Below are 22,480 nucleotides of genomic sequence, written 5' to 3' on the forward strand. Positions count from 1 at the left end.
GTCGACAGGCGGGAGGGCCCGCGTTGTCGGTGGTGCGCACTACTCTCGCGGCATGGCTCTCAACACGTCTGCGGAAGCGCCGATCCCGGTCGGTGAGGTGTCGCGGCTCATCGGGGGGTGGATCGACCGGCTCGGCGCGGTGTGGGTCGAGGGGCAGATCACCCAGCTGTCGCGGCGCCCGGGCGCCGGGGTGGTGTTCCTGACGCTGCGGGACGCCTCGCACGACATCTCCGTCGGCGTCACCTGCTACCGGCAGGTGTTCGACGCCGTCGCCGACGTGGTGAGCGAGGGCGCGCGCGTCGTGGTGCACTGCAAGCCCGAGTGGTACGCCCCGCGCGGGCAGCTGTCGCTGCGGGCCGCCGAGATCAGGCCGGTCGGGGTCGGGGAACTGCTCGCCCGGCTGGAGCAGCTGAAGAAGTCCCTCGCCCGGGAGGGTCTTTTCGCGCCGGAGCTGAAGAAGCCGCTGCCGTTCCTGCCGCGGCTGATCGGGCTGGTCTGCGGACGCGCCTCGGCCGCCGAGCGGGACGTGCTGGAGAACGCCCGGCGCCGCTGGCCCGCCGTCCGCTTCGAGGTGCGCAACGTCGCCGTGCAGGGGGTACACGCGGTGCCGCAGGTCGTCCAGGCCGTGAAGGAGCTGGACGCGGTCGACGAGGTGGACGTGATCGTCGTCGCGCGGGGCGGGGGCAGCGTGGAGGACCTGCTGCCGTTCTCCGACGAGCAGCTGGTGCGGGCGGTGGCGGCCTGTCGTACGCCGGTCGTCTCGGCGATCGGGCACGAGCCGGACAGCCCGCTCCTGGACCACGTCGCCGACGTACGGGCCTCCACTCCGACGGACGCCGCCAAGAAGATCGTCCCGGACGTGGGTGAGGAGTACGAGCGGGTGCGGCTGCTGCGCGACCGCGCGCGGCGCTGCGTCCAGGCGTTCGTCGACCGGGAGGAGCGGGGACTGGCCCATGCCCTGGCCCGGCCGTCGGTCGAGGATCCGTACCGGATGGTCGACGCGCGGGCCGGGGAGGTCACGGCGCTGCTCGACCGGGCCCGGCGCTGTCTGCGCCACCAGCTGGACCGGACCGACTCCGAGCTGACGCACACGCACGCGCGCGTGGTGGCCCTGTCCCCCGCCGCGACGCTCCAGCGCGGGTACGCCGTGCTGCAGCGGGCCGACGGGCAGGCGGTGCGCGATCCGGGCGGGGTGGAGCCCGGTGAGGTGCTGCGGGCGCGGGTGTCCGAGGGTGAGTTCACAGTCCGAGTCGATGCGTAGGGTGGGCGGATGACCAGCAAGAAGGACCAGTCGACGGCGGCCTCGGCCGAGGCCGAGGCGCTCGGTTACGAGCAGGCGCGGGACGAGTTGATCGAGGTCGTGCGCCGCCTGGAGACGGGCGGTACGACGCTGGAGGAGTCGCTCGCGCTCTGGGAGCGGGGCGAGGAGCTGGCCAAGGTGTGCCGCCGCCGGCTGGACGGGGCGCGGGCCCGGCTGGACGCGGCACTCGCACAGGAGGAGACCGGGGGCTCCGGGGGCTCCGAACGGTGAGGTGACGACTGACCGCGGCTGTGAAGTGGGTCACCGGATTCCGCACTTAATTGAACGTTGAACTTTATTGGCGTAACGTCGTTCCCGTCAGCCGATACGTGGCACCCCCACGGATTTGGCTCATGAATCCGACGTATACCCCCGAGAAGGTTCACCCCATGTCTTTCGTTCTTGACCCCGCCGCCCAGGACCTCCTGTTCCGCGAGGCTCGCACCGCCAACACGTTCACCGACGAGCCGGTGACCGACGAGCAGATTCAGGCGATCTACGACCTGGTCAAGTACGGCCCGACCTCCATGAACCAGTCGCCGCTGCGCGTCACCCTGGTCCGTTCCCCCGAGGCCCGCGAGCGTCTCGTCCAGCACATGGCCGAGGGCAACGCGACCAAGACGGCCGCCGCCCCGCTGGTCGCCATCCTCTCCGCGGACAACGAGTTCCACGAGGAGCTGCCGCAGCTCTTCCCGCACTTCCCCGGGGCCAAGGACATGTTCGCCGGCGACCGCTCGATGCGGGAGGGCCAGGCTTCCCTGAACGCCGCCCTGCAGGCCGCGTACTTCATCATCGGCGTCCGCGCCGTCGGCCTGGCCGCCGGACCGATGACCGGCTGCGACTTCGAGGGCATCCGCAAGGAGTTCCTCGACGACGACCACACCCCGCTGATGGTCGTCAACATCGGCCGTCCCGGTGAGAACGCCTGGTTCCCGCGCAGCCCGCGCCTGGAGTACGACAAGGTCGTCACCACCGTCTGACGGTCACCGGCATGCGGAAGGACCCCCCGACAAGATTCTGTCGGGGGGTCCTTCCGCATGCCGGTCCGTCGTACGCCCGTCAGCCGGACGCCGGTGCGGCGGGTTCGACGCGCAGCGCCTCGGCCATCCGCGTCAGCTGGTCGAAGGAGGCCGTGCCGGTCACCACCGTGGTCGAGCCCTCGGGGTCCTCGTGCACCAGCGCGTCGTAGTGATCGCCCTCGTACCGGGTCCAGGTCCTGCCGTCGATCTGCTGGGTGGTCCCGGTCTTCTCCGCGCCCTGGGTCGCGTCCTCGATGAAGACCACCGGCTTCTCGGTGGACTGCTCGACCGCCACGTACTGCCCGTCGGGGGCCCGGTAGCCGAGGTGCCAGGACTCGAAGTCCTTGCCCCGGTAGCGGACGGAGGTGGGCTTCCACTCCTCGGGCAGCCCCTCGGGCGCGGCCACCGGGTAGGAGGCGGCGCGGCGTGCGGTCAGCAGGTCGACCCGGTAGTCGACCCGCTGGAGATCGGGCTCCGACTCGTCATGCGGGCTGAACAGCCAGATCACTCCCGCGGCGAGCAAGATGAGGCCCAGGGAGAGAACCATGTCCCGGGCCGATTTCTGCGTGCTGTTCGTTCCTGCCACGCCTCTATCGTCGCAGGTGCCCGTCGCGCTCATCCGTGGGGTCCCCTGCTCATTTTGTCATCCCGGCGCTAGAGTCACCCCATACCCTCATCCGGCCGTCGTCGTACAGAAAGGTGCGCTCCGATGACCGAGCACCATCAATTGCCGTCCGAGCTCGATGTGCCCTCCGAAGCTCCCGACCGCAACCTCGCCCTGGAACTCGTCCGGGTCACCGAGGCGGCGGCGATGGCCGCGGGGCGCTGGGTCGGGCGGGGCGACAAGAACGGCGCCGACGGTGCCGCGGTACGCGCCATGCGCACCCTCGTCTCCACCGTCTCGATGAACGGCGTCGTCGTCATCGGCGAGGGCGAGAAGGACGAGGCCCCGATGCTCTTCAACGGGGAGCGCGTGGGCGACGGGACGGGACCCGAGTGCGACATCGCCGTCGACCCGATCGACGGCACCACGCTGACCGCGAAGGGCATGACCAACGCGATCGCCGTGCTCGCCGCCGCCGAACGCGGCTCGATGTTCGACCCGTCCGCGGTGTTCTACATGGACAAGCTGGTCACCGGGCCCGAGGCGGCCGACTTCGTCGACATCGACGCGCCGGTGTCCGTGAACATCCGCCGGGTCGCCAAGGCCAAGCGGGTCACGCCCGAGGACGTCACCGTGGTGATCCTCGACCGGCCGCGGCACGACGGCATCATCAAGGAGATCCGGGAGACCGGGGCGCGGATCAAGCTGATCTCCGACGGCGACGTGGCCGGCTCGATCCTCGCCCTGCGCGAGGGCACCGGCATCGACCTGCTGCTCGGCATCGGCGGCACCCCCGAGGGCATCATCTCGGCCTGTGCCGTGAAGTGCCTCGGCGGCACCCTCCAGGGCAAGCTGTGGCCGCAGGACGACGCGGAGCGGCAGCGCGCGATCGACGCGGGGCACGACCTCGACCGGGTGCTGACCGACGCCGACCTGGTCACCGGGGAGAACGTCTTCTTCGTGGCCACCGGCATCACCGACGGCGAGCTGCTGCGCGGGGTGCGCTACCGCTCCGAGACCGCCACGACCGACTCCATCGTGATGCGCTCCAAGTCCGGCACGGTCCGCCGGATCGACTCCGAGCACCGGCTGAGCAAGCTGCGCGCCTACAGCGCGGTGGACTTCGACCGGGCGAGGTAGCCCCGCGGGGTTCGCCAGGGGTTGTTCCGGGGGTCACGGGTGTGCGGTCCGTGGCCCCCTCCCGGCCCCATGGGGCTCGCCGAACGGTGCGGGTCCGATGGGACCGGGCGCACAGCTCCCCGCGCCCCTTCCGGCACACGGTGACGCAGGGAGCGCCCCGCGTTGCGGTACAGGGGCGCAGTTCCCCGCGCCCCCGTCGAGTCCGATCAGCCCGCTGCGGCTATGGGGCCGCCGGTGTGCGCCGTCTTCTGCAGCTCCAGGTCGCGGCGGCGGCGCCGGGCCAGGACCACCCGGCGCTCGGCGGCGGTCAGGCCGCCCCAGACGCCGTAGGGCTCGGGCTGGAGCAGCGCGTGCTCCCGGCACTCGACCATCACCGGACAGCGGCCGCAGACCCGCTTGGCGGCCTCCTCGCGGGAGAGCCGGGCGGCCGTGGGTTCCTTCGAGGGGGCGAAGAACAGCCCTGCCTCGTCACGCCGGCACACCGCCTCGGTGTGCCAGGGCGTGTCCTGATCCCTGTCTCGCGTCGGCACCCGCTGGGCCGGAACGGCAGCTACCTGCAGGGACGAATGCGGCGGTTGCGGCACGGGTCTACTCCTGACGACGGCTTCGCGAGCGAGAGACGATGCAGCAAGGCCTACCCGCTGTGCGCACGCCTATGCACTGAGTTCCGAACCGCCGCTTCCGGCACCGGAATTCGGCACGGACCGCCTCCGCACCCCGCGGACGCCGCACCTCTGCCCACCCCGCCGTACGGGCACCGGGGCATCAGCCCGCCACACGAGCAGCGGAGCATCAGAACGCCGGGGCAACAGAACGCCGGGGCAACAGGGCTCCGGGGCAGCAGGGCGACAGAGCGCCGGGCCATCGGAGCGGCAGCACGCCGGAGCCGCAGAACGTCAGTGGTCCAGGCTCCTGCGCTTGTCCACCGAGCGCTGCACCCGGTCGAGGATGTCCGCCACCAGCTTGCCCCGCTTGGGCCGCGCCTCGACATTGCCCAGCACCGCCCAGCCGTCCACGTAGACCACCGGGGCCTCGGGGTCCTCCGCGTCCAGCGAGGCCACCTCGAAGTTGCCGAGCACGCCACCGCCCATGCCGCGCAGCGACACGTTCTGCGGGACGCGGACCTCGACGTTGCCGAAGACCGAGAAAGCCTTGATCACGACCTGCTGGTGGTCGAAGAGCGCTTCGCTGAGGTCTATCTCGACGTTGCCGAAGACCGCGTACACATGGATGCGGCGGCCCGCCCGCCAGCGGCCCTTGCGGGTGGCGGAACTGAAGACCGCCACCACGTTCTCGTCGGGGTCCACCGGGATGGCGCCGGCGGTGGGGCGGCTCGGCGCCGAGGCGTGGACCGCGCGCCCCTGATGGGCGCCCGGCAGGTCCCGGACGAACACCTCGAGCTCGCCCGCCGTCTTGGCGGCCAGCACGCCCTCGACACGCTCCGCGTGCTCGTCGGCGGTCAGCCGGCCCTCCGCGAGGGCCTCGCGCAGGAGGTCGGCGACGCGGTCACGGTCCGCGTCCGAGACGCGCAGGTCGGCGGCCGGCGCGGCGCCGTCCCGGGGCTGGGCGTGCTTCTGAAGGTCCACCACAGCAGCGTACCCAAACGCGATAGATCGCGACCAGCCCCTGTCGGGAACTACTCGTGAACGCGTCCGGAACCCGCCGGAAACCCGCCCCGCGGCCCCCACGACCCCCGTGAGAACCCGCCGGGAGCCTCGGGAACCACTGAGGACAACCTCACAAGCCCACCCGCGGCGACAGGCCATACGCTGGTGAGCGCCCGCCGACGGAGGCGGGCGGCCGTCTGTCGAGTGAGGAATGGGCGAGATGCCTGAGTTCGAGTACGCCGATCTGCTCCCCATGGGAGAGGACACCACCCCCTACCGGCTGGTGACCTCCGAAGGTGTCTCCACCTTCGAGGCCGACGGGCGGACCTTCCTCAAGGTGGAGCCCGAGGCGCTGCGCAAGCTCGCCGAAGAGGCCATCCGCGACATCCAGCACTACCTGCGCCCCGCGCACCTCACCCAGCTGCGCCGCATCATCGACGACCCCGAGGCCTCGTCCAACGACAAGTTCGTCGCCCTGGACCTGCTGAAGAACGCCAACATCTCGGCGGCCGGCGTGCTCCCCATGTGCCAGGACACCGGCACCGCGATCGTCATGGGCAAGCGCGGCCAGAACGTCCTCACCCGGGGCGGCGACGAGGAGGCCCTGTCCCGGGGCATCTACGACGCCTACCGGAAGCTCAACCTGCGCTACTCCCAGCTGGCGCCGCTGACCATGTGGGAGGAGAAGAACACCGGCTCCAACCTCCCCGCCCAGATCGAGCTCTACGCCACCGACGGCGACGCCTACAAGTTCCTGTTCATGGCCAAGGGCGGCGGCTCGGCCAACAAGAGCTTCCTCTACCAGGAGACCAAGGCCGTCCTGAACGAGGCTTCCATGATGAAGTTCCTGGAGGAGAAGATCCGTTCGCTCGGTACGGCCGCCTGCCCGCCGTACCACCTGGCGATCGTCGTCGGCGGTACGTCCGCCGAGTACGCGCTGAAGACCGCGAAGTACGCCTCCGCGCACTACCTCGACGAGATCCCGGCCGAGGGCTCCCCGCTGGGCCAGGGCTTCCGGGACAAGGAGCTGGAGGAGAAGGTCTTCGAGCTGACGCAGAAGATCGGCATCGGCGCGCAGTTCGGCGGCAAGTACTTCTGCCACGACGTGCGCGTGGTCCGCCTGCCGCGGCACGGCGCGTCCTGCCCGGTCGCCATCGCCGTCTCCTGCTCCGCCGACCGCCAGGCCGTCGCGAAGATCACCGCCGAGGGCGTCTTCCTGGAGCAGCTGGAGAAGGACCCCGCGCGGTTCCTGCCCGAGACCACGGACGAGCAGCTGGAGTCGGACGCCGGCAACCCGGACGTCGTCGAGGTCGACCTGAACCAGCCGATGGACGCCATCCTGGCGGAGCTCACCAAGTACCCGGTCAAGACCCGGCTCTCGCTCACCGGCCCGCTGGTGGTGGCCCGCGACATCGCGCACGCCAAGATCAAGGAGCGGCTGGACGCGGGCGAGGGGATGCCGCAGTACCTCAAGGACCACCCGGTGTACTACGCCGGTCCGGCCAAGACGCCCGAGGGCTACGCGTCCGGCTCCTTCGGCCCGACGACGGCCGGCCGCATGGACTCCTACGTCGAGCAGTTCCAGGCGGCCGGCGGCTCCAGGGTGATGCTGGCCAAGGGCAACCGCAGCAAGCAGGTCACCGACGCGTGCGAGGCGCACGGCGGCTTCTACCTCGGCTCGATCGGCGGCCCGGCCGCCCGGCTCGCCCAGGACTGCATCAAGAAGGTCGAGGTCCTGGAGTACGAGGAGCTCGGCATGGAGGCGGTCTGGAAGATCGAGGTCGAGGACTTCCCGGCGTTCGTGGTCGTCGACGACAAGGGCAACGACTTCTTCCAGGACCCGGCGCCGGCCCCGACGTTCACGACGATCCCGGTGCGGGGACCCGGGCTGGCGTAGCGCCCCGGGGGCGGCGGTCGAGGGCTTCGGCTCCCGCCGCCCCTTCCCCTTTCCGGCCCCCAGGCCGCACCCCGAACCCCCTCCGGCCCCGGAAACGCCCGTGAGGGCCGCCACGGGGTTCCGCATGCCCGGATAGCGGACGCCGTGTTCTTTTTTTGGACAACCTGCCCGCGCGGGCCCCGTTTCCGTTGACTCCTTCAACCTCCGCTGTGAGTCTTCTCGCCAATCTGACATGCACGCGCCATGCCGGACTCCCCGTGGCCCACCCCACGGCCACTTCCCGAAGGAGACAGTGTGAGACGACGATTCGCCGTGGCGAGCTTCTCCCTCGCCGTCGTGCTCGGCTGCGGAACACTCCCCGCCGCGGCCTCCGCTCCCGCGGACACGAGCCCCTCCGCCCCCGCCGTGGAGGCGCTCGCCGCGCCCGACGTCGACGTGACGAAAGTGCGGGCGCACCTGAGCGAACTCAGCGCCATCGCCGGCCGCAACGGCGGCAACCGCCGCTCCACCACCCAGGGGTACCGCGACTCCGTCGCCTACGTGAAGGGCAAGCTGCAGGCGGCCGGTTACACCGTCACCGAGCAGGCCTGCACCTCCGGCTGCACCAGCGGAGCGGGCCCCAACCTGATCGCCGAGTGGCCGCGGGGCGACGCGAACAACGTCTACCTGTTCGGCGCCCACCTCGACGGCGTCTCGGCGGGCCCCGGCATGAACGACAACGGTTCCGGCTCGGCCGCGCTCCTGGAGAACGCCCTGACCCTGGCCCAGCAGAACCCGGCCATGCGCAACCGGGTCCGCTTCGCCTGGTGGACCGACGAGGAGCAGGGCCTCAACGGCTCGAAGTTCTACGTCCGTTCGCTGTCCTCCACCCAGCGCTCCCAGATCCGGGCGTACTACAACTTCGACATGGTCGCCTCGACCAACGGCGGCTACTTCATCAACCGCATCACCACCTCGGCCGCCGCGCCGATGAAGGCGTACTGGGACTCGCTGGGCCTGCGGCCCGAGGAGAACACCGAGGGCGCGGGGCGCAGCGACGACTACCCCTTCCAGCAGGCCGGCATCCCCACCTCCGGCTACGCGATGGGCGCCAGTGCCCGCAAGACAACCGCCCAGGCCGCCAAATGGGGCGGCACGGCCGGTTCCGCCTACGACCCCTGCTACCACCGGTCCTGCGACACCCTCACCAACGTCAACACCACCGGCCTGAACCACGCGGCCGACGGCATCGCCCACACCCTCTGGCAGCAGGCCGTCTCCTGACGCCGACCCCCCCCACCCGGTACTCCGCCCCGCCGCCCCCGCGCGGCGGGGCGGAGTCCGTTCCGGGTGCCCGCGCGCGATGCTGGCAGGGGGACGGCGGGAATACCCCCGGCCCGCGCCACTGCTGTGATCTTCGGAGGTACGACGATGACGACCACGGACGACAACCGGCACCACCGCATCGAGCACGACTCCATGGGAGAGGTGAAGGTACCGGCCGACGCCAAGTGGCGGGCGCAGACGCAGCGGGCCGTGGAGAACTTCCCCGTCTCCGGGCAGCGCCTCGAACGCGCCCACATCGAGGCCCTCGCCCGGATCAAGGGCGCCGCCGCGAAGGTGAACGCGGACCTCGGGGTGCTGGACGAGGAGATCGCCGGGGCGATCGGCGCGGCGGCCGCCGAGGTCGCCGAGGGCACCTGGGACGAGCACTTCCCGGTCGACGTGTTCCAGACCGGCTCGGGCACCTCGTCCAACATGAACACCAACGAGGTCATCGCCACCCTGGCGACCGAGCGGCTCGGGCGGGCCGTGCACCCCAACGACCACGTCAACGCCTCCCAGTCGTCCAACGACGTCTTCCCGTCCTCGATCCACATCGCCGCCACCGCCGCCGTCACCCGGGACCTGATGCCGGCCCTGGAGCACCTCGCGGCCTCGCTGGAGCGCAAGGCCGAGGAGTTCGCCGACGTGGTGAAGTCCGGGCGGACGCACCTCATGGACGCCACGCCCGTGACGCTGGGGCAGGAGTTCGGCGGGTACGCCGCCCAGATGCGGTACGGGGTGGAGCGGCTGCACGCCTCCCTGCCCCGGCTGGCCGAACTGCCCCTGGGCGGAACCGCCGTCGGCACCGGCATCAACACCCCGCCCGGATTCTCGGCCGCCGTCATCGCGGAGGTCGCCCGGGTCACCGGGCTGCCGCTGACCGAGGCCCGCGACCACTTCGAGGCGCAGGGCGCCCGGGACGGGATCGTGGAGACCAGCGGTCAGCTGCGCACGATCGCCGTCGGGCTGACGAAGATCACCAACGATCTGCGCTGGATGGCCTCCGGCCCCCGCACCGGCCTCGCCGAGATCGCCCTGCCCGATCTGCAGCCCGGCTCCTCGATCATGCCCGGCAAGGTCAACCCGGTCGTCCCGGAGGCCGTCCTCATGGTCTGCGCGCAGGTCATGGGCAACGACGCGGCGGTCGCCACCGCGGGCGCCTCCGGCAACTTCGAACTCAACGTGATGCTGCCGGTCATCGCGAAGAACGTCCTGGAGTCGATCCGGCTGCTCGCCAACGCCTCCCGGCTGCTCGCCGACCGTACCGTCGACGGGATCGTCGCCGACCGCGAGCGGGCCCGCGAGTACGCCGAGTCCTCCCCCTCCGTGGTCACCCCGCTCAACAGGTACATCGGCTACGAGGAGGCCGCGAAGGTCGCCAAGAAGGCACTGGCGGAGCGGAGGACCATCCGCCAGGTGGTCCTGGAGAGCGGGTACGTCGAGCGCGGCGACCTCACCCTGGAGCAGCTCGACGAGGCCCTGGACGTCCTGCGGATGACGCGCCCCTGAACCGTGCGGCTCAGACGTGTGTCCCCGTCACGTCCTCGCCCTGCCGCACGGGTGAACCGTGACGGGGACCGCAGCGTCAGGTGCCATGGGCACCTAATATCTGCCCATGGCAGAGGGCGGAGCGACAGGACACGGGAGAGCGGGCGGCCCGCGGCACCCGGACGGAGCGGCGGGCGCCGCGGCGAGCACCCCGAAGGGCTCCGGCGGTCCCGCGGGCCGTTGGGCGCCCGGGACGCAGGTGCTGTGGCGTTACCGGGAGAACGGCGGCGCGCACATCCACATCGCGCGCCCCGTCACGGTCGTACGCGACGATCCGGAACTGCTCGCCGTGTGGATGGCGCCCGGCACCGAGTGCGTGAAGCCGGTGCTCGCCGACGGTACGCCCGTGCACCGGGAACCGCTCCCCACCCGGTACACCAAGCCCCGTACGGTGCGGCACGACCGCTGGTCCGGGACCGGTGTGCTGAAGCTGGCCCGGCCCGGCGACCCCTGGTCGGTGTGGCTGTTCTGGGACACGGGCTGGCGGTTCAAGAACTGGTACGTGAACCTGGAGGAGCCGCTGGCCCGCTGGGCGGGCGGGGTGGACTCCGAGGACCACTTCCTGGACATCTCCGTTCACCCCGACCGCAGTTGGCACTGGCGTGACGAGGACGAGTTCGTCCAGGCCCAGCGGGACGGGCTCGTGGACGCCGCCCTGGCCGGAAGGGTGCGCCAGGCCGGCCGGGACGCGGTGGACGTGATCGCCCGGTGGGGTGCGCCGTTCTCGGACGGCTGGCAGAACTGGCGCCCGGATCCGGCCTGGACGGTACCGTCACTGCCACCGGACTGGGATCACACTCCCGCGCATCTGTCGTCATGAGACTCTTGATGCACCCCGGGGCAAGAAACGTAGGATCGTCCTCCGCAAGGCACGGAGCGGCAGTAACTTCCGTAACACGCGCTGGGCTTGACCGGGCGTCACCGAGGGGCGGCAGGACGTGAGCGAGGGGTACGGCACCACCGGTGCGGGCCGGGGACGGTCGGCGGGCGGCACAGGAACGACCTCCGACCACGCGGGAGTTCCGTTCCGGGGCCACCCGATCCGGGTATCGGAGTTCCGGCGGGACGCACCGCGCGCACGGCGTACGCCCCTGCCCGTTCCCTCACGGGGCAGGCGGGAACACGAGTACTGCGAGTACCACGGGCACCCCGAGTACTTCGGGTACAACAAGTGCTACGAGTACGGCGAGGACAGGGACATGGCCCCGGACGGATGGACTCGACACGCGTGACGGAGCAGCCGACCTCCTACGAGCGCCCGGAACCGGGCGTCACCCCCGCGGATGCCCGCGGGGCGCTCCTGCCCGCCTCGACACCGACTCACGGGCCGGGCATGACATCGTCGTCAACGCCACCCTCGGCATCGGCGTCGGGCCCGGCGGGCGGACCCGCCGCCGAGCACTCCCAGCCGGGCGCCGGGCAGGACGCCGAACCGGACGCGCACCGGCCCCGGCCCACGCCCGAGGGCATCCCGCACCAGCCGGCCGGGGAGTCCGGAACCCCCGGAGCCCCCGGAGAACGGGACCACCGGCCCGACGCGCCGGCCGGCCCGGCATCGGACGGCCCGGCCCAGACCCCCCCGTCGCAGGACCGCTCCGCGCGGCTCCCCGACGGGCTGGAGCGGCGCACCGGGCAGGTGACGTCCCCCGGGCGGCCCACGCCGATGCGGCGGGACGGGGACCGGCTGAGGTTCGTCGGCGCCGCGACCCGGCGGATCGCCCGCGGCATCGATCTCGAAGAGATCGTCATGGGGCTGTGCCGGGCCACCGTGCCCACCTTCGCCGACACGATCCTGGTCTATCTGCGCGAGCCGCTGCCGGTCGGCGACGAGCGGCCCACCGGTCCGCTGGTGCTGCGGCTGCGTCGCAGCGACCGGATCCCGGTCGCCCGCGACACCGAGAACGGGTTCGTGCCGGCCGTCCCGCCCGAGCCGTCCGCGCTGGACTCGGTCGGCGCGGAGCGGTGCACGGTGCGGCCCGGCAGCGCGCTCGCCGAAGTGCTGCGCGGCGTACGGCCGGTGTTCACGGACGCGCCCGCCGCCCGGGCCGCGCTGCCCGAACTCCTCGGCGAGCAGGGCGGGTCGGCCGTGCCCGACGGGCAGCGGGCGATCCTCGCGCCGCTGCGCGGCCGGCGCCGGGTGATCGGCGCGGCCCTGTTCCTGCGCGGCCCCGAGCGCACCGCCTTCGAGGCCGACGACCTGCTGGTCGCCGCCCAGCTCGCCACGCACAGCGCCCTCGGCATCGACAAGGCGGTGCTGTACGGGCGGGAGGCGTACATCGCCGACGAGTTGCAGCGCACCATGCTGCCGGAGAACCTGCCGCGCTGCACCGGTGTGCGGCTGGCCTCCCGCTACCTCCCGGCCGCGGAGACCGCGCGGGTGGGCGGCGACTGGTACGACGCCATCCCGCTGCCCGGCAGCAGGGTCGCGCTGGTGGTCGGCGACGTCATGGGGCACTCCATGACCTCCGCCGCGATCATGGGTCAACTGCGCACCACCGCCCAGACCCTGGCCGGGCTCGACCTGCCTCCGCAGGAGGTGCTGCACCACCTGGACGAGCAGGCGCAGCGGCTCGGCGCGGACCGCATGGCGACCTGCCTGTACGCGGTGTACGACCCGGTCGCGCACCGCATCACCATCGCCAACGCCGGTCATCCGCCGCCCATCCTGCTGCCCCTGGGCGGCCGGGCCGAGGTGCTGCGGGTGCCCGCGGGTGCCCCGATCGGGGTCGGCGGCGTGGACTTCGAGGCCGTGGAGCTGGAGGCTCCCGCCGGGGCGACGCTGCTGCTCTACACCGACGGGCTGGTCGAGTCGCGGCTGCGGGACGTGTGGACCGGCATCGACCAGTTGCGCGACAAGCTCGCCGCGACCGCGCAGCTGACCGGTCCGGATCATCCGCCGCCGCTGGAGGCGCTGTGCGACGAGGTGCTCGACATGCTCGGTCCGGGCGACCGGGACGACGACATCGCGCTGCTCGCCGCCCGCTTCGACGGGATCGCGCCGAGCGATGTGGCCTACTGGTTCCTGGAGCCGGAGGACGCCGCTCCCGGCCGGGCCCGCCGCCTCGCCCGCAAGGCGCTGTCCCGGTGGGGTCTGGAGGAGCTGACCGATTCGGTGGAGCTGCTGGTCAGCGAGGTGGTGACCAACGCGGTGCGGTACGCCACGCGGCCGGTGACCCTGCGGCTGCTGCGGACGGACGTCCTGCGCTGCGAGGTCGGTGACGACGTGCCGCAGCTGCCCCGGCTCCGGCAGGCGCGCGCCACGGACGAGGGCGGGCGCGGCCTGTACCTGGTCAACCGGCTGGCCCGGCGCTGGGGCGCGACCCGGCTGAGCACCGGCAAGGTGGTGTGGTTCGAACTGAACCACGGCGGCTGAACGACGGCCGTAGGGCACGAAGAGGCCCGAAGAGGTGGGGGGCACCCGGTGTTGTCACCGGGTGCCCCCCCACCTCTTCCTCGTCCCGTCTACTCCTCCGCGCGGTCCGTCGGCTTGCCCGAGTCCTCCGGGACCTCGATCGTCGGCGGGGTGAAGGGCGGAGACGTCGGCGCCTCGGTCGTCGGCTCCTCGGTCGGGGGCTCGGTGGTGGGCGCCTCGGTCGTCGGCTCCTCGGTCGGGGGCTCGGTGGTGGGCGCCTCCGTCGTCGGCTCCTCGGTCGGGGTGTCCGACGGCGTCGGGCTGGAGGACGACGGCGACGGGGGCGGCTTGACGGCCGCGCCCTGGCTGGTCTCCAGGTCGAACCTGCTGGTCTTCTCCATCACGCCGAAGGTGTACGCGGACCAGATCTGCGCCGGGAAGCCACCGCCGTTGACCCGCTCCTCGCCGCCCGCGCCGTACATCTCGACCTGCGGGTGCGGGGGCTTGTCGTCCTCGCCGAACAGACCGACCGTGGTGACCAGGTCGGGGGTGTAGCCGGCGAACCACGCCGACTTGTTGTTGTCGGAGGTACCGGTCTTGCCGGCGACCTGCTGGCCGGCGCGCAGCGGATGCTCCCGGACGGCCGCGCGGGCCGTGCCGTCGTCGACCACGCCGGTCAGGACCGAGGTCACGGTGTCGGCGGCCTCGCGGCTGATGACCTGCTCGCCGACCGCGTCCGGGACGGTGACAGTGCGGTCGAGGTGCTCCGCCGACTTCAGGATCGTCGGGGTGGTCTTCTTGCCGTGGTTGTCGAGGGTGGCGTAGACGCCGGCCATCTCCAGCGGGCTCGCGCCCATCGAGCCCAGGGTCTGGGCGGGCACCGCCTCCAGCTTCTCGACGTTCATGCCGAGCTTGCCGGCGGTCTCCATCACCTTCTCCATCCCGATGTCGACGCCCATCTGCGCGAAGACGGAGTTGACGGACTTGTTCATGCCCGTCTGGACGGTGATGTCGCCGTAGTCGACGTCGCCCTGGTTCTCCGGGGTGAACCCGACCTTCCTGCCGTTGTCCTCGACGGGGCGCTTGCTGGTGCCGTCGTAGACGGTGTTGGCCGTGATCGGCTCGCCGTCCTGGGTCTCGGCCTGCTCCTCGATCGCGGCGGCCAGGATCACCGGCTTGAAGGTGGAGGCGGGCTGGTAGTCGGCGCGGGTGGCGTTGTTCATGTAGTGCTTGAGGTAGTCCACGCCGCCGTACATCGCCACGACCGCGCCCGTCTTCGGGTCCACGGACACGGCGCCGGCCTGGACGTCGGCGTCGACCTTGCGTGCCTTCGGGTCCAGCTTGTCGGTCAGCTGGGCCTTGACCGCCTTCTCCAGCGCCGCCTGCTTCTTCTTGTCGATGTTGAGCGTGATGGTCCAGCCGCCGAGGTCCACCAGGGCATCGGCCTGCTTGGCGTCCTCGACGGCGCCCTCGGCGACCAGCTGCCGCTTCAGGGCGTTGTTGGCCGCCTCCACCAGGTAGCCGGTCTGGCCCGCCATGCCCGGGTTTCCCTTGGGGTTCTCCGGCACCGGGAACTCCATGCCGGACCGCTCGGAGCCGTCCAGCCAGCCCTGCTCGACCATGTTGTCCAGCACGTAGTTCCAGCGGTTCTTGACCAGCTTCTTGCCGGTCTCCGAGGCGACCGCCCAGTCGTACTGGCTCGGTGCCTGGAGGAGCGCGGCGAGGTAGGCGCCCTGCTCGACCTCGAGGTCCTCGCTGTCGACGCCGTAGTAGGCCTGCGCGGCGGCCTGGACACCGTAGGCGCCGCGGCCGTAGTAGCTGGTGTTCATGTAGCCGGCGAGGATGTAGTCCTTGGACTTCTCCTGGTCCAGCTTCAGGGAGATGACGAGTTCCTTGAACTTGCGGGAGACCGTCTGGTCCTGGGTCAGGTAGTAGTTCTTCACGTACTGCTGGGTGATCGTCGAACCGCCTTGCGCGCCCTTGCCGGAGACGGTGTTGAGCAGTCCGCGCGCGGTGCCCTTGAGGTCGACGCCGGCGTCCTTGTAGAACGTCTTGTTCTCGGCGGCGACGAAGGCCCGCTGGACCTCCTTGGGAACCTGCGCCAGGTCGACGACCTCACGGTTGACCTTGCCGTTGCGGGCCATGATCGAGCCGTCGCTGTACTTGTAGACGCTGCTCTGCTCCTGGGCGTCGGCGTTCCCCTCGGGGATGTCGATCACCATGTACAGCACGATGAAGGCGCCCATGCCGAGCAGGCAGAGCCCGAAGAACGTGCCGAGGATCTTCCTCCAGGTGAACAGGCGGCGTATCCGGCCCTGGCCCTGCCCGCCCGACGAACGGCCCTCGGATGCCGCACGGTGCCCCCCGCGCTGTCGTGCGCGTCGTTCTTCCGCTCGTCCCATGGGTCCGCTCTGCTCCGCTTCGTTCATGTGTGCGTGACTGCCACACGGATTCGCCACTCAGGTCAACTCCGCAAGCTAACACCGAGAGGTATGACAAACGGCTGCCGATCCGGTCTTTACGGACGTGACAATCAGCACCCGCCCCACTGGAACCGACGTGCGAAGGGTGGCCAAGGTTGCCATGACCCGTTAAAGTGATATCACTTGGATAGGCAGGCGCTAGCGGCACGAAACCGTGCGGCGGGCGCCCCGAAAGGCGGGGGAACACCCATGTCCACACATGACGCGCAGGTCACGGCCGTGGTGCCGGAGATGCCGGCACCACGCGTACGGGAGAAGGCGGCGCACAGCATCGGCGGCGGGCTGGCCCTGATCCTCGGACTGGCCGGGCTGCTGCTCGGCATCGGACTGGCCGTCAGCGCCGCGGCGGTCACCGGGGACGGACTGAAGGCCCTGCTGATCATCAGCGGCATCCTGATCGCCATAGCCGCGTTCCTCGCGATGTGCGGGCTGAACATGGTGGCGCCGGGCGAGGCCCGCGTGGTCCAGCTCTTCGGGCGGTACCGGGGCACGATCCGGCAGGACGGCCTGCGCTGGGTGAACCCCTTCACCTCGCGCACCAAGATCTCGACCCGCGTACGCAACCACGAGACCGCGGTCCTCAAGGTGAACGACGCCTACGGCAACCCCATCGAGCTCGCCTCGGTCGTGGTGTGGCGGGTGGAGGACACCGCGCAGGCCACCTTCGAGGTGGACGACTACGTCGAGTTCGTCTCCACCCAGACCGAGGCCGCCGTCCGGCACATCGCCATCGAGTACCCCTACGACGCCCACGAGGAGGACGGCCTCTCGCTGCGCGGCAACGCCGAGGAGATCACCGAGAAGCTCGCGGTCGAGCTGCGCGCCCGGGTGGAGGCGGCCGGCGTCGAGATCATCGAGTCCCGCTTCACCCACCTCGCCTACGCGCCCGAGATCGCCTCGGCGATGCTCCAGCGGCAGCAGGCGGGCGCGGTCGTGGCGGCCCGGCAGCTGATCGTGGAGGGCGCCGTGGGCATGGTCGAGACGGCACTGGCCCGGATCACCGAGCACGACATCGTGGAGCTGGACCCCGAGCGCAAGGCCGCGATGGTGTCCAACCTGATGGTGGTGCTCTGCGGCGACCGCGCCCCGCAGCCGGTCCTCAACACGGGGTCCCTCTACCAGTGACCACCCCCTCCGATCCCCCCTCCGAGGGCAAGGCCCCTCGGCGCAGGCCGCAGCAGCAGCGCAAGCAGGTGCTGCTGCGGCTGGACCCGCTGGTGTACGAGGCGCTGGCGCGGTGGGCCAACGACGAGCTGCGCTCGGCCAACGCGCAGATCGAGTTCCTGCTGCGCCGCGCCCTCGCGGAGGCGGGCCGTCTCCCCGGCGAGGCGGGCCCCCTCCCCCGCCGAGGCCGCCCCCCGGCCCAGCCGCCCGGCACACAGCCGCCCGGCACACAGCCTCCCGCCCAACCTCCTGGCGACACCCCTCCCGGGCCCACGCCACCTCAGTGACAGAACCGTGACAACGGGCCCCCACCTGGGCTTCCGCACCCTCTCCGGCGCTCTGCACACGCGGTGTATACACGGAGCGTATACACCGTGTGTAGAGTCCTTCGCATGTCCATCGGTCACACCCTCCTCGGGCTCCTGGAGTCCGGCCCCCGCCACGGTTACGACCTGAAGCGGGCCTTCGACGCGACGTTCGGTCACGACCGGCCGCTGCACTACGGCCAGGTCTACTCGACGATGTCCCGCCTGCTGAAGAACGGGCTCGTCGAAGTCGACGGCATCGAGGCCGGCGACGGCCCCGAGCGCAAGCGGTACGCGATCACCGAGGCCGGCGTCACCGACGTCGCGCGCTGGCTCGCCACACCGGAGAAGCCGGAGCCGTACCTCCAGTCGACGCTCTACACCAAGGTGGTCCTCGCGCTGCTCACCAGCCGCGACGCCGCCGACATCCTCGACACGCAGCGTTCCGCGCATCTGCGCGGCATGCGCGTCCTCACCGAGCGCAAACGCCAGGGCGACCTGGCCGACCAGCTCATCTGCGACCACGCCCTTTTCCACCTCGAGGCCGATCTGCGCTGGCTGGAACTCACCGCCGCGCGCCTCGACAAGCTCCGTGAGGCGGTCACCCGATGACGATCCCCGCCGGATCCCTGCTCGTCGCCCGGGACCTGCGCAAGGCGTACGGTCCGACCACCGCGCTGGACGGCGCCGCGTTCTCCATCCACCCCGGCGAGGTGGTCGCCGTGATGGGCCCCTCCGGGTCGGGCAAGTCGACCCTGCTGCACTGCCTCGCCGGGATCGTCACCCCCGACTCCGGCTCCATCACGTACGACGGGCGCGAACTGACCGCGATGAACGACTCCGAGCGCAGCAGGCTCAGGCGCTCGGAGTTCGGCTTCGTCTTCCAGTTCGGCCAGCTCGTGCCGGAGCTGACCTGCGTGGAGAACGTCGCCCTGCCGATGCGGCTGAACGGCACGCCCCGCAGGGAGGCCGAACGGGCCGCCCTGTCCTGGCTCGAACGCCTCGAGGTGGACGACGTGCGCAAGAAGCGGCCCGGTGAGGTCTCCGGCGGTCAGGGCCAGCGGGTCGCCGTGGCCAGGTCGCTGGTCACCGGCCCGCGGCTGCTGTTCGCCGACGAGCCGACCGGCGCGCTGGACTCGCTCAACGGCGAGCGCGTGATGGAACTGCTCACCGAGGCCGCCCGGTCCACCAACGCCGCCGTCGTCCTCGTCACCCACGAGGCGCGGGTCGCCGCGTACTCCGACCGCGAGATCGTCGTGCGCGACGGGAAGTCCCGGGACATGGAGCACGCCGTATGAGCGAGACCGAGGAGCGGGTCCGCACCGCCCCCGCCGTCCCCGCGGCCCGCGCCGAGCCGAAGCTCCGTGTCGTGGCCCGGGACCTGGGCATGGGCCTGCGGTTCGCCCTGGCCGGCGGACGTGAGGGATGGGTCCGGGCCCTGCTCACCGGCGTCGGCGTCGGCCTCGGGGTGGCACTGCTGCTGCTCACCGCCGCCCTGCCCGGCGTACTGACGGAGCGGGACCGGCGGGAGGAGGCGCGGCTCGACTGGCCCTTCAGCACGGAGGTCGTACCGCAGGCCGACGACACGCTGCTCATCGCGCGTACCGACACCGAGTTCCGGGACCAGGACATCCGCGGCCGGCTCCTTGAGGCGGAGGGCCCCCAGGCCCCGCTGCCGCCGGGTCTGAGCGAGTTCCCCGCGGTCGGCGAGATGATCGTCTCCCCCGCGCTGAAGGACCTGCTCGCATCGGACGACACGGGTCTGCTGCGTGAGCGGCTGCCGCACGACATCACCGGGACGATCGGCGAGCAGGGGCTCATCGGTTCGCAGGAGCTCGCCTACTACGCGGGCGGCGCGGGGCTCGCCGGAGAGATCAACTCGTCGGCGGTGCGCCTCGACACCTTCGGCACCCCGGCCGGGCAGGCCTCCGAGGAGGAGAACGACCCGGTGCTCATGCTCCTGGTCCTGGTCGTCTTCGTGGTGCTGCTGACGCCGGTCGCCGTGTTCATCGCGACCGCCGTACGGTTCGGCGGGGAGCGGCGCGACCGCAGGCTGGCGGCGCTGCGGCTGGTCGGCTCCGACGCCGCGGCCACCCGGCGGATCGCGGCGGGCGAGGCGCTCGCCGGGTCGTTGCTCGGACTGGTCCTCGGTACGGTCTTCTTCCTGATCGGACGGGAGGTCGCCGCCTCCGTCGAGATATTCCACATCAGCGTGTTCCCGAGCTATCTGAACCCCTCGCCGCTGCTGGCGCTGCTGGTCGCGGTGGCTGTTCCGGCCGCCGCGGTGCTGGTCACGCTGCTCGCGATGCGCGGGGTCGTCATCGAACCGCTGGGCGTGGTGCGCACGGCACGGCCGGCCCGGCGCCGGCTGTGGTGGCGGCTGCTGCCGCCGCTGGCCGGCGTCGTGATGCTCTATCCGATGGTCGGACAGGGCCGCGAGAACGGGGAGTTCAACGAGTACCTGGTCGCCGGTGGTGTCCTGCTGCTGCTCATCGGGATCACCGCGCTGCTTCCGTGGATCGTGGAGGCGGTCGTCTCCCAGCTCGGCAAGGGCAGCGTGTCGTGGCAACTGGCGGTACGCCGCCTGCAGTTGAGTAGCGGCGCGGCGGCCAGGATGGTCAACGGGATCGCGGTGGCGGTGGCCGGCGCGATCGCGCTCCAGATGCTGTTCGCCGGCGTCGAGGGTGACTACACCGAGGACACCGGGCTCGACGTGTCGCTGGCCCAGGCGCAGGTGAGTCTGCCGGACGGTCAGGAGCTCGCCCCCGCCGCCGACAGGCTGGCGCACACCAAGGGGGTGAGCAAGGTCTACGCGCTGTCCTACGGCTACGTCGCCGAACGGCCCTGGGAAAAGCAGGAGCCGGGTGAGGTCGCCGTCGTGACCGTCGCCGACTGCGCGACCCTGCGCACGGTGGCGGAGTTCCCCTCGTGCGAGGACGGCGACGTGTTCGCGGTGTCGGGCGCCGAGTACGACACCGGCACCGCGGTGCTGAACCGGCCGGGCCGGGATCTCCACTTCGAGGTGTCCGACCCCTCTACTGCCTCCGGCTACGGCAAGGGCTTCCGCTGGGCGGTCCCCGGGGGCGTCAAGCAGGCCCGGTCGATTCCGGACCCGGCGAGCCATGAGCGCGGTGGCTTCCTGCTGACCCCGGGCGCGGTGCCGGCGGGGATGGCGGCCATGCTCTCCGCCGAGCTCTACCTCGAGGTCGACGACTCGGTGCCGTACGCCATGGAGCACGTGCGCAACACGGCCGCCGCGATCGACCCGTTGACGGACACGGTCAGGTGGACCGCCCTCAAGCGTTCCTCCTCCTACGACACCATCCGCACCGGCCTGTTCGTCGGCGCGGCCTGTGTGCTGCTGCTGATCGGGGTGAGCCTGCTGGTCTCCCAGCTGGAGCAGTTGCGCGAACGCCGCAAGCTGCTGTCGGCGCTGGTCGCCTTCGGCACCCGGCGGCGCACGCTGAGCCTGTCGGTGCTGTGGCAGACGGCCGTCCCGATCGGTCTGGGGCTGCTGCTGGCCGCGGCGGTGGGCGTCGCGCTGGGCGCGGTCCTGCTGCGGATGACCGGGACGTCGGTACGGGTGGACTGGGCGAGCCTGTTCCAGATGACCGGCGTCGGGGCAGGCGTCGTCCTGGCGGTGACCCTGCTGAGCCTGCCGCCCCTGCTGCGCATGATGCGCCCGGACGGCCTCCGCACGGAGTGACCGGCGCGGCGGCCGGTCCCGGGCAGCCACGGGGTGCCCGGGACCGGCCGCCGCCCCTGGCAGCATGGAACGCGTCCGGCCCACGGGAGGCCCGGGAAGCCCGGGATGCCTTCGCCGCCCAGAGGAGCGTGTCCGCCATGTCGTTCGAGTCCCTCAAGTCCCGCCTCCCCGACTACGCCCGGGACCTGACGCTCAACCTGGACGCGGCCATCGGCCGCTCGGACCTGCCGGTCCAGCGGCTGTGGGGCACGGTGCTGTCGACGGCGATCGCCTCGCGCTCGGCCGTCGTCCTGCGCGAGCTGGAGCCGGAGGCGCGGGCGGTCCTGTCGCCCGAGGCGTACCGGGCGGCGAAGACCACCGCCTCGGTGATGGCGCTGAACAACGTCTTCTTCCGGACCCGCCACCTGCTGTCGGACAAGGAGTACGGCAACCTGCGCACGGGCCTGCGGATGAACGTCCTCGGCGACCCGGGCGTCGACCGGGTCGACTTCGAGTTCTGGGCGTTCGCGGTCTCCGCGGTCAACGGCTGCGGACTGTGCCTCGACGCGCATGAGTCGGTGCTGCGCAAGGCCGGCGTCGAACGCGAGGTCGTCCAGGAGGCGATCAGGATCGCCGCGGTGGTCCAGGCCGTCGCCGCCACGCTGGAAGCGGAGGCGGCCCTCGCGGAGTGACTCCGCGGACCCTCCTTCCCCCTCCCCGGCGGGCCCGGTCACCCCGAAGGTGTCCGAGCCCGCTGTCCCGCACCACCACCGTGCCGTTCCCGCCCTACCGTTCCTGAAGACTGAGCAGGAGCGAGCCCACTCGGTCGCACGCCCCGAACGGTCTTGGGCGCACTGGTCCCCGGCGTACTCGACCCCGGGGCGGCGACACGCATCCTGTGCGTGGTCCGGGCCCGGGAGGCCGGTTCCCTCACGACCTGGCCATATGGGTGTGGCCAGAGGCGACGGGGAGGCCCCGAACCATCACTCCGGTGGAGCGGGGGCCCCGCACGCTGACGCCACACCCGGCGTCCCAGATCGCACGCTCACGCTAGCCCAGCCGGCCCAGGAC

20 protein-coding genes are annotated in these 22,480 nt (G+C 71.6%); 16 read left to right on the plus strand and 4 right to left on the minus strand.

Features of this window, described 5'->3' with window-relative positions; all coding sequences use genetic code 11:
• Window positions 1-52: 52 nt before the first annotated feature.
• The 3 genes from xseA (at window position 53) to PYS65_RS13140 (ending at window position 2,280) form a co-directional block, all read left to right on the plus strand.
• Complete coding sequence (gene xseA / locus PYS65_RS13130; protein WP_279334143.1) at window positions 53-1,261, plus strand: exodeoxyribonuclease VII large subunit; 1,209 nt, start codon at window positions 53-55, stop codon at window positions 1,259-1,261.
• Window positions 1,262-1,270: 9 nt separating this feature from the next.
• A complete protein-coding gene (locus PYS65_RS13135) occupies window positions 1,271-1,531 on the plus strand; it encodes an exodeoxyribonuclease VII small subunit (protein WP_279334144.1) in 261 nt (86 codons plus the stop codon).
• Window positions 1,532-1,689: 158 nt separating this feature from the next.
• On the plus strand, window positions 1,690-2,280 hold the full coding sequence (locus PYS65_RS13140; RefSeq protein ID WP_279334145.1) for a malonic semialdehyde reductase: 591 nt from the start codon (window positions 1,690-1,692) through the stop codon (window positions 2,278-2,280).
• Between the two features lie 79 nt (window positions 2,281-2,359).
• On the opposite strand, the gene PYS65_RS13145 is transcribed toward PYS65_RS13140, so the two are convergent.
• Complete coding sequence (locus PYS65_RS13145) at window positions 2,360-2,905, minus strand: DUF4245 domain-containing protein (RefSeq protein WP_279334146.1); 546 nt, start codon at window positions 2,903-2,905, stop codon at window positions 2,360-2,362.
• Window positions 2,906-3,028: 123 nt separating this feature from the next.
• On the opposite strand from PYS65_RS13145, the gene glpX reads away from it, so the two are divergent.
• On the plus strand, window positions 3,029-4,063 hold the full coding sequence (glpX, locus tag PYS65_RS13150; RefSeq protein WP_279334147.1) for a class II fructose-bisphosphatase: 1,035 nt from the start codon (window positions 3,029-3,031) through the stop codon (window positions 4,061-4,063).
• A 206-nt stretch (window positions 4,064-4,269) separates the two neighbouring features.
• Here the strand turns inward: glpX and PYS65_RS13155 are convergent, their stop codons facing one another.
• Entirely contained in the window at window positions 4,270-4,647 is a 378-nt protein-coding gene (locus tag PYS65_RS13155) for a WhiB family transcriptional regulator (RefSeq protein WP_279334148.1), read from the minus strand.
• A gap of 312 nt (window positions 4,648-4,959) precedes the next feature.
• Window positions 4,960-5,649 carry a DUF1707 SHOCT-like domain-containing protein gene (locus tag PYS65_RS13160; protein ID WP_279334149.1) on the minus strand — a complete coding sequence of 230 codons (690 nt, stop codon included), beginning with the start codon at window positions 5,647-5,649 and terminating at the stop codon, window positions 4,960-4,962.
• A gap of 232 nt (window positions 5,650-5,881) precedes the next feature.
• On the opposite strand from PYS65_RS13160, the gene PYS65_RS13165 reads away from it, so the two are divergent.
• From PYS65_RS13165 to PYS65_RS13190, 6 genes are all read left to right on the plus strand, one after another.
• Window positions 5,882-7,567, plus strand: coding sequence for a fumarate hydratase (locus PYS65_RS13165; protein ID WP_279334150.1), 1,686 nt, complete (start codon window positions 5,882-5,884; stop codon window positions 7,565-7,567).
• A gap of 294 nt (window positions 7,568-7,861) precedes the next feature.
• Entirely contained in the window at window positions 7,862-8,830 is a 969-nt protein-coding gene (locus PYS65_RS13170; protein ID WP_279334151.1) for a M28 family metallopeptidase, read from the plus strand.
• A 147-nt stretch (window positions 8,831-8,977) separates the two neighbouring features.
• On the plus strand, window positions 8,978-10,381 hold the full coding sequence (locus tag PYS65_RS13175) for a class II fumarate hydratase (protein ID WP_279334152.1): 1,404 nt from the start codon (window positions 8,978-8,980) through the stop codon (window positions 10,379-10,381).
• Between the two features lie 106 nt (window positions 10,382-10,487).
• Window positions 10,488-11,240 (plus strand): cytidylyl-2-hydroxypropylphosphonate hydrolase, encoded by a 753-nt coding sequence (gene fomD / locus PYS65_RS13180; RefSeq protein WP_279334153.1) that lies wholly within the window; start codon window positions 10,488-10,490, stop codon window positions 11,238-11,240.
• A gap of 118 nt (window positions 11,241-11,358) precedes the next feature.
• Complete coding sequence (locus PYS65_RS13185; RefSeq protein WP_279334154.1) at window positions 11,359-11,652, plus strand: hypothetical protein; 294 nt, start codon at window positions 11,359-11,361, stop codon at window positions 11,650-11,652.
• A complete protein-coding gene (locus PYS65_RS13190) occupies window positions 11,634-13,793 on the plus strand; it encodes an ATP-binding SpoIIE family protein phosphatase (RefSeq protein WP_279334155.1) in 2,160 nt (719 codons plus the stop codon). Before PYS65_RS13185 ends, PYS65_RS13190 begins: the two co-directional genes overlap by 19 nt.
• 89 nt (window positions 13,794-13,882) lie before the next feature.
• Here the strand turns inward: PYS65_RS13190 and PYS65_RS13195 are convergent, their stop codons facing one another.
• Window positions 13,883-16,174 (minus strand): transglycosylase domain-containing protein, encoded by a 2,292-nt coding sequence (locus tag PYS65_RS13195; protein WP_279334156.1) that lies wholly within the window; start codon window positions 16,172-16,174, stop codon window positions 13,883-13,885.
• A gap of 270 nt (window positions 16,175-16,444) precedes the next feature.
• Between PYS65_RS13195 and PYS65_RS13200 the strand changes: the two genes are divergently transcribed.
• The 6 genes from PYS65_RS13200 to ahpD all read left to right on the plus strand — a co-directional run bounded on the left by PYS65_RS13200 (window position 16,445) and on the right by ahpD (window position 22,101).
• Window positions 16,445-17,380, plus strand: a complete 936-nt coding sequence (locus PYS65_RS13200) for an SPFH domain-containing protein (RefSeq protein ID WP_279334157.1) — start codon at window positions 16,445-16,447, stop codon at window positions 17,378-17,380.
• Window positions 17,377-17,706 (plus strand): type II toxin-antitoxin system antitoxin, encoded by a 330-nt coding sequence (locus PYS65_RS13205; RefSeq protein WP_279334158.1) that lies wholly within the window; start codon window positions 17,377-17,379, stop codon window positions 17,704-17,706. The genes PYS65_RS13200 and PYS65_RS13205 overlap by 4 nt, the downstream gene beginning before the upstream one ends.
• Window positions 17,707-17,811: 105 nt before the next feature.
• Entirely contained in the window at window positions 17,812-18,336 is a 525-nt protein-coding gene (locus PYS65_RS13210; protein WP_279334159.1) for a PadR family transcriptional regulator, read from the plus strand.
• Window positions 18,333-19,022, plus strand: a complete 690-nt coding sequence (locus tag PYS65_RS13215; protein ID WP_279334160.1) for an ABC transporter ATP-binding protein — start codon at window positions 18,333-18,335, stop codon at window positions 19,020-19,022. The genes PYS65_RS13210 and PYS65_RS13215 overlap by 4 nt, the downstream gene beginning before the upstream one ends.
• Window positions 19,019-21,430: an ABC transporter permease gene (locus tag PYS65_RS13220; protein ID WP_423836084.1), complete on the plus strand. Its 2,412-nt coding sequence runs from the start codon at window positions 19,019-19,021 to the stop codon at window positions 21,428-21,430. Before PYS65_RS13215 ends, PYS65_RS13220 begins: the two co-directional genes overlap by 4 nt.
• Window positions 21,431-21,567: 137 nt before the next feature.
• Window positions 21,568-22,101: an alkylhydroperoxidase, AhpD family gene (ahpD, locus tag PYS65_RS13225; RefSeq protein ID WP_279334161.1), complete on the plus strand. Its 534-nt coding sequence runs from the start codon at window positions 21,568-21,570 to the stop codon at window positions 22,099-22,101.
• The last annotated feature ends 379 nt before the right edge of the window (window positions 22,102-22,480 follow it).

It is taken from the genome of Streptomyces cathayae, assembly GCF_029760955.1.
GTDB classification, from domain to species: Bacteria; Actinomycetota; Actinomycetes; order Streptomycetales; family Streptomycetaceae; genus Streptomyces; species Streptomyces cathayae.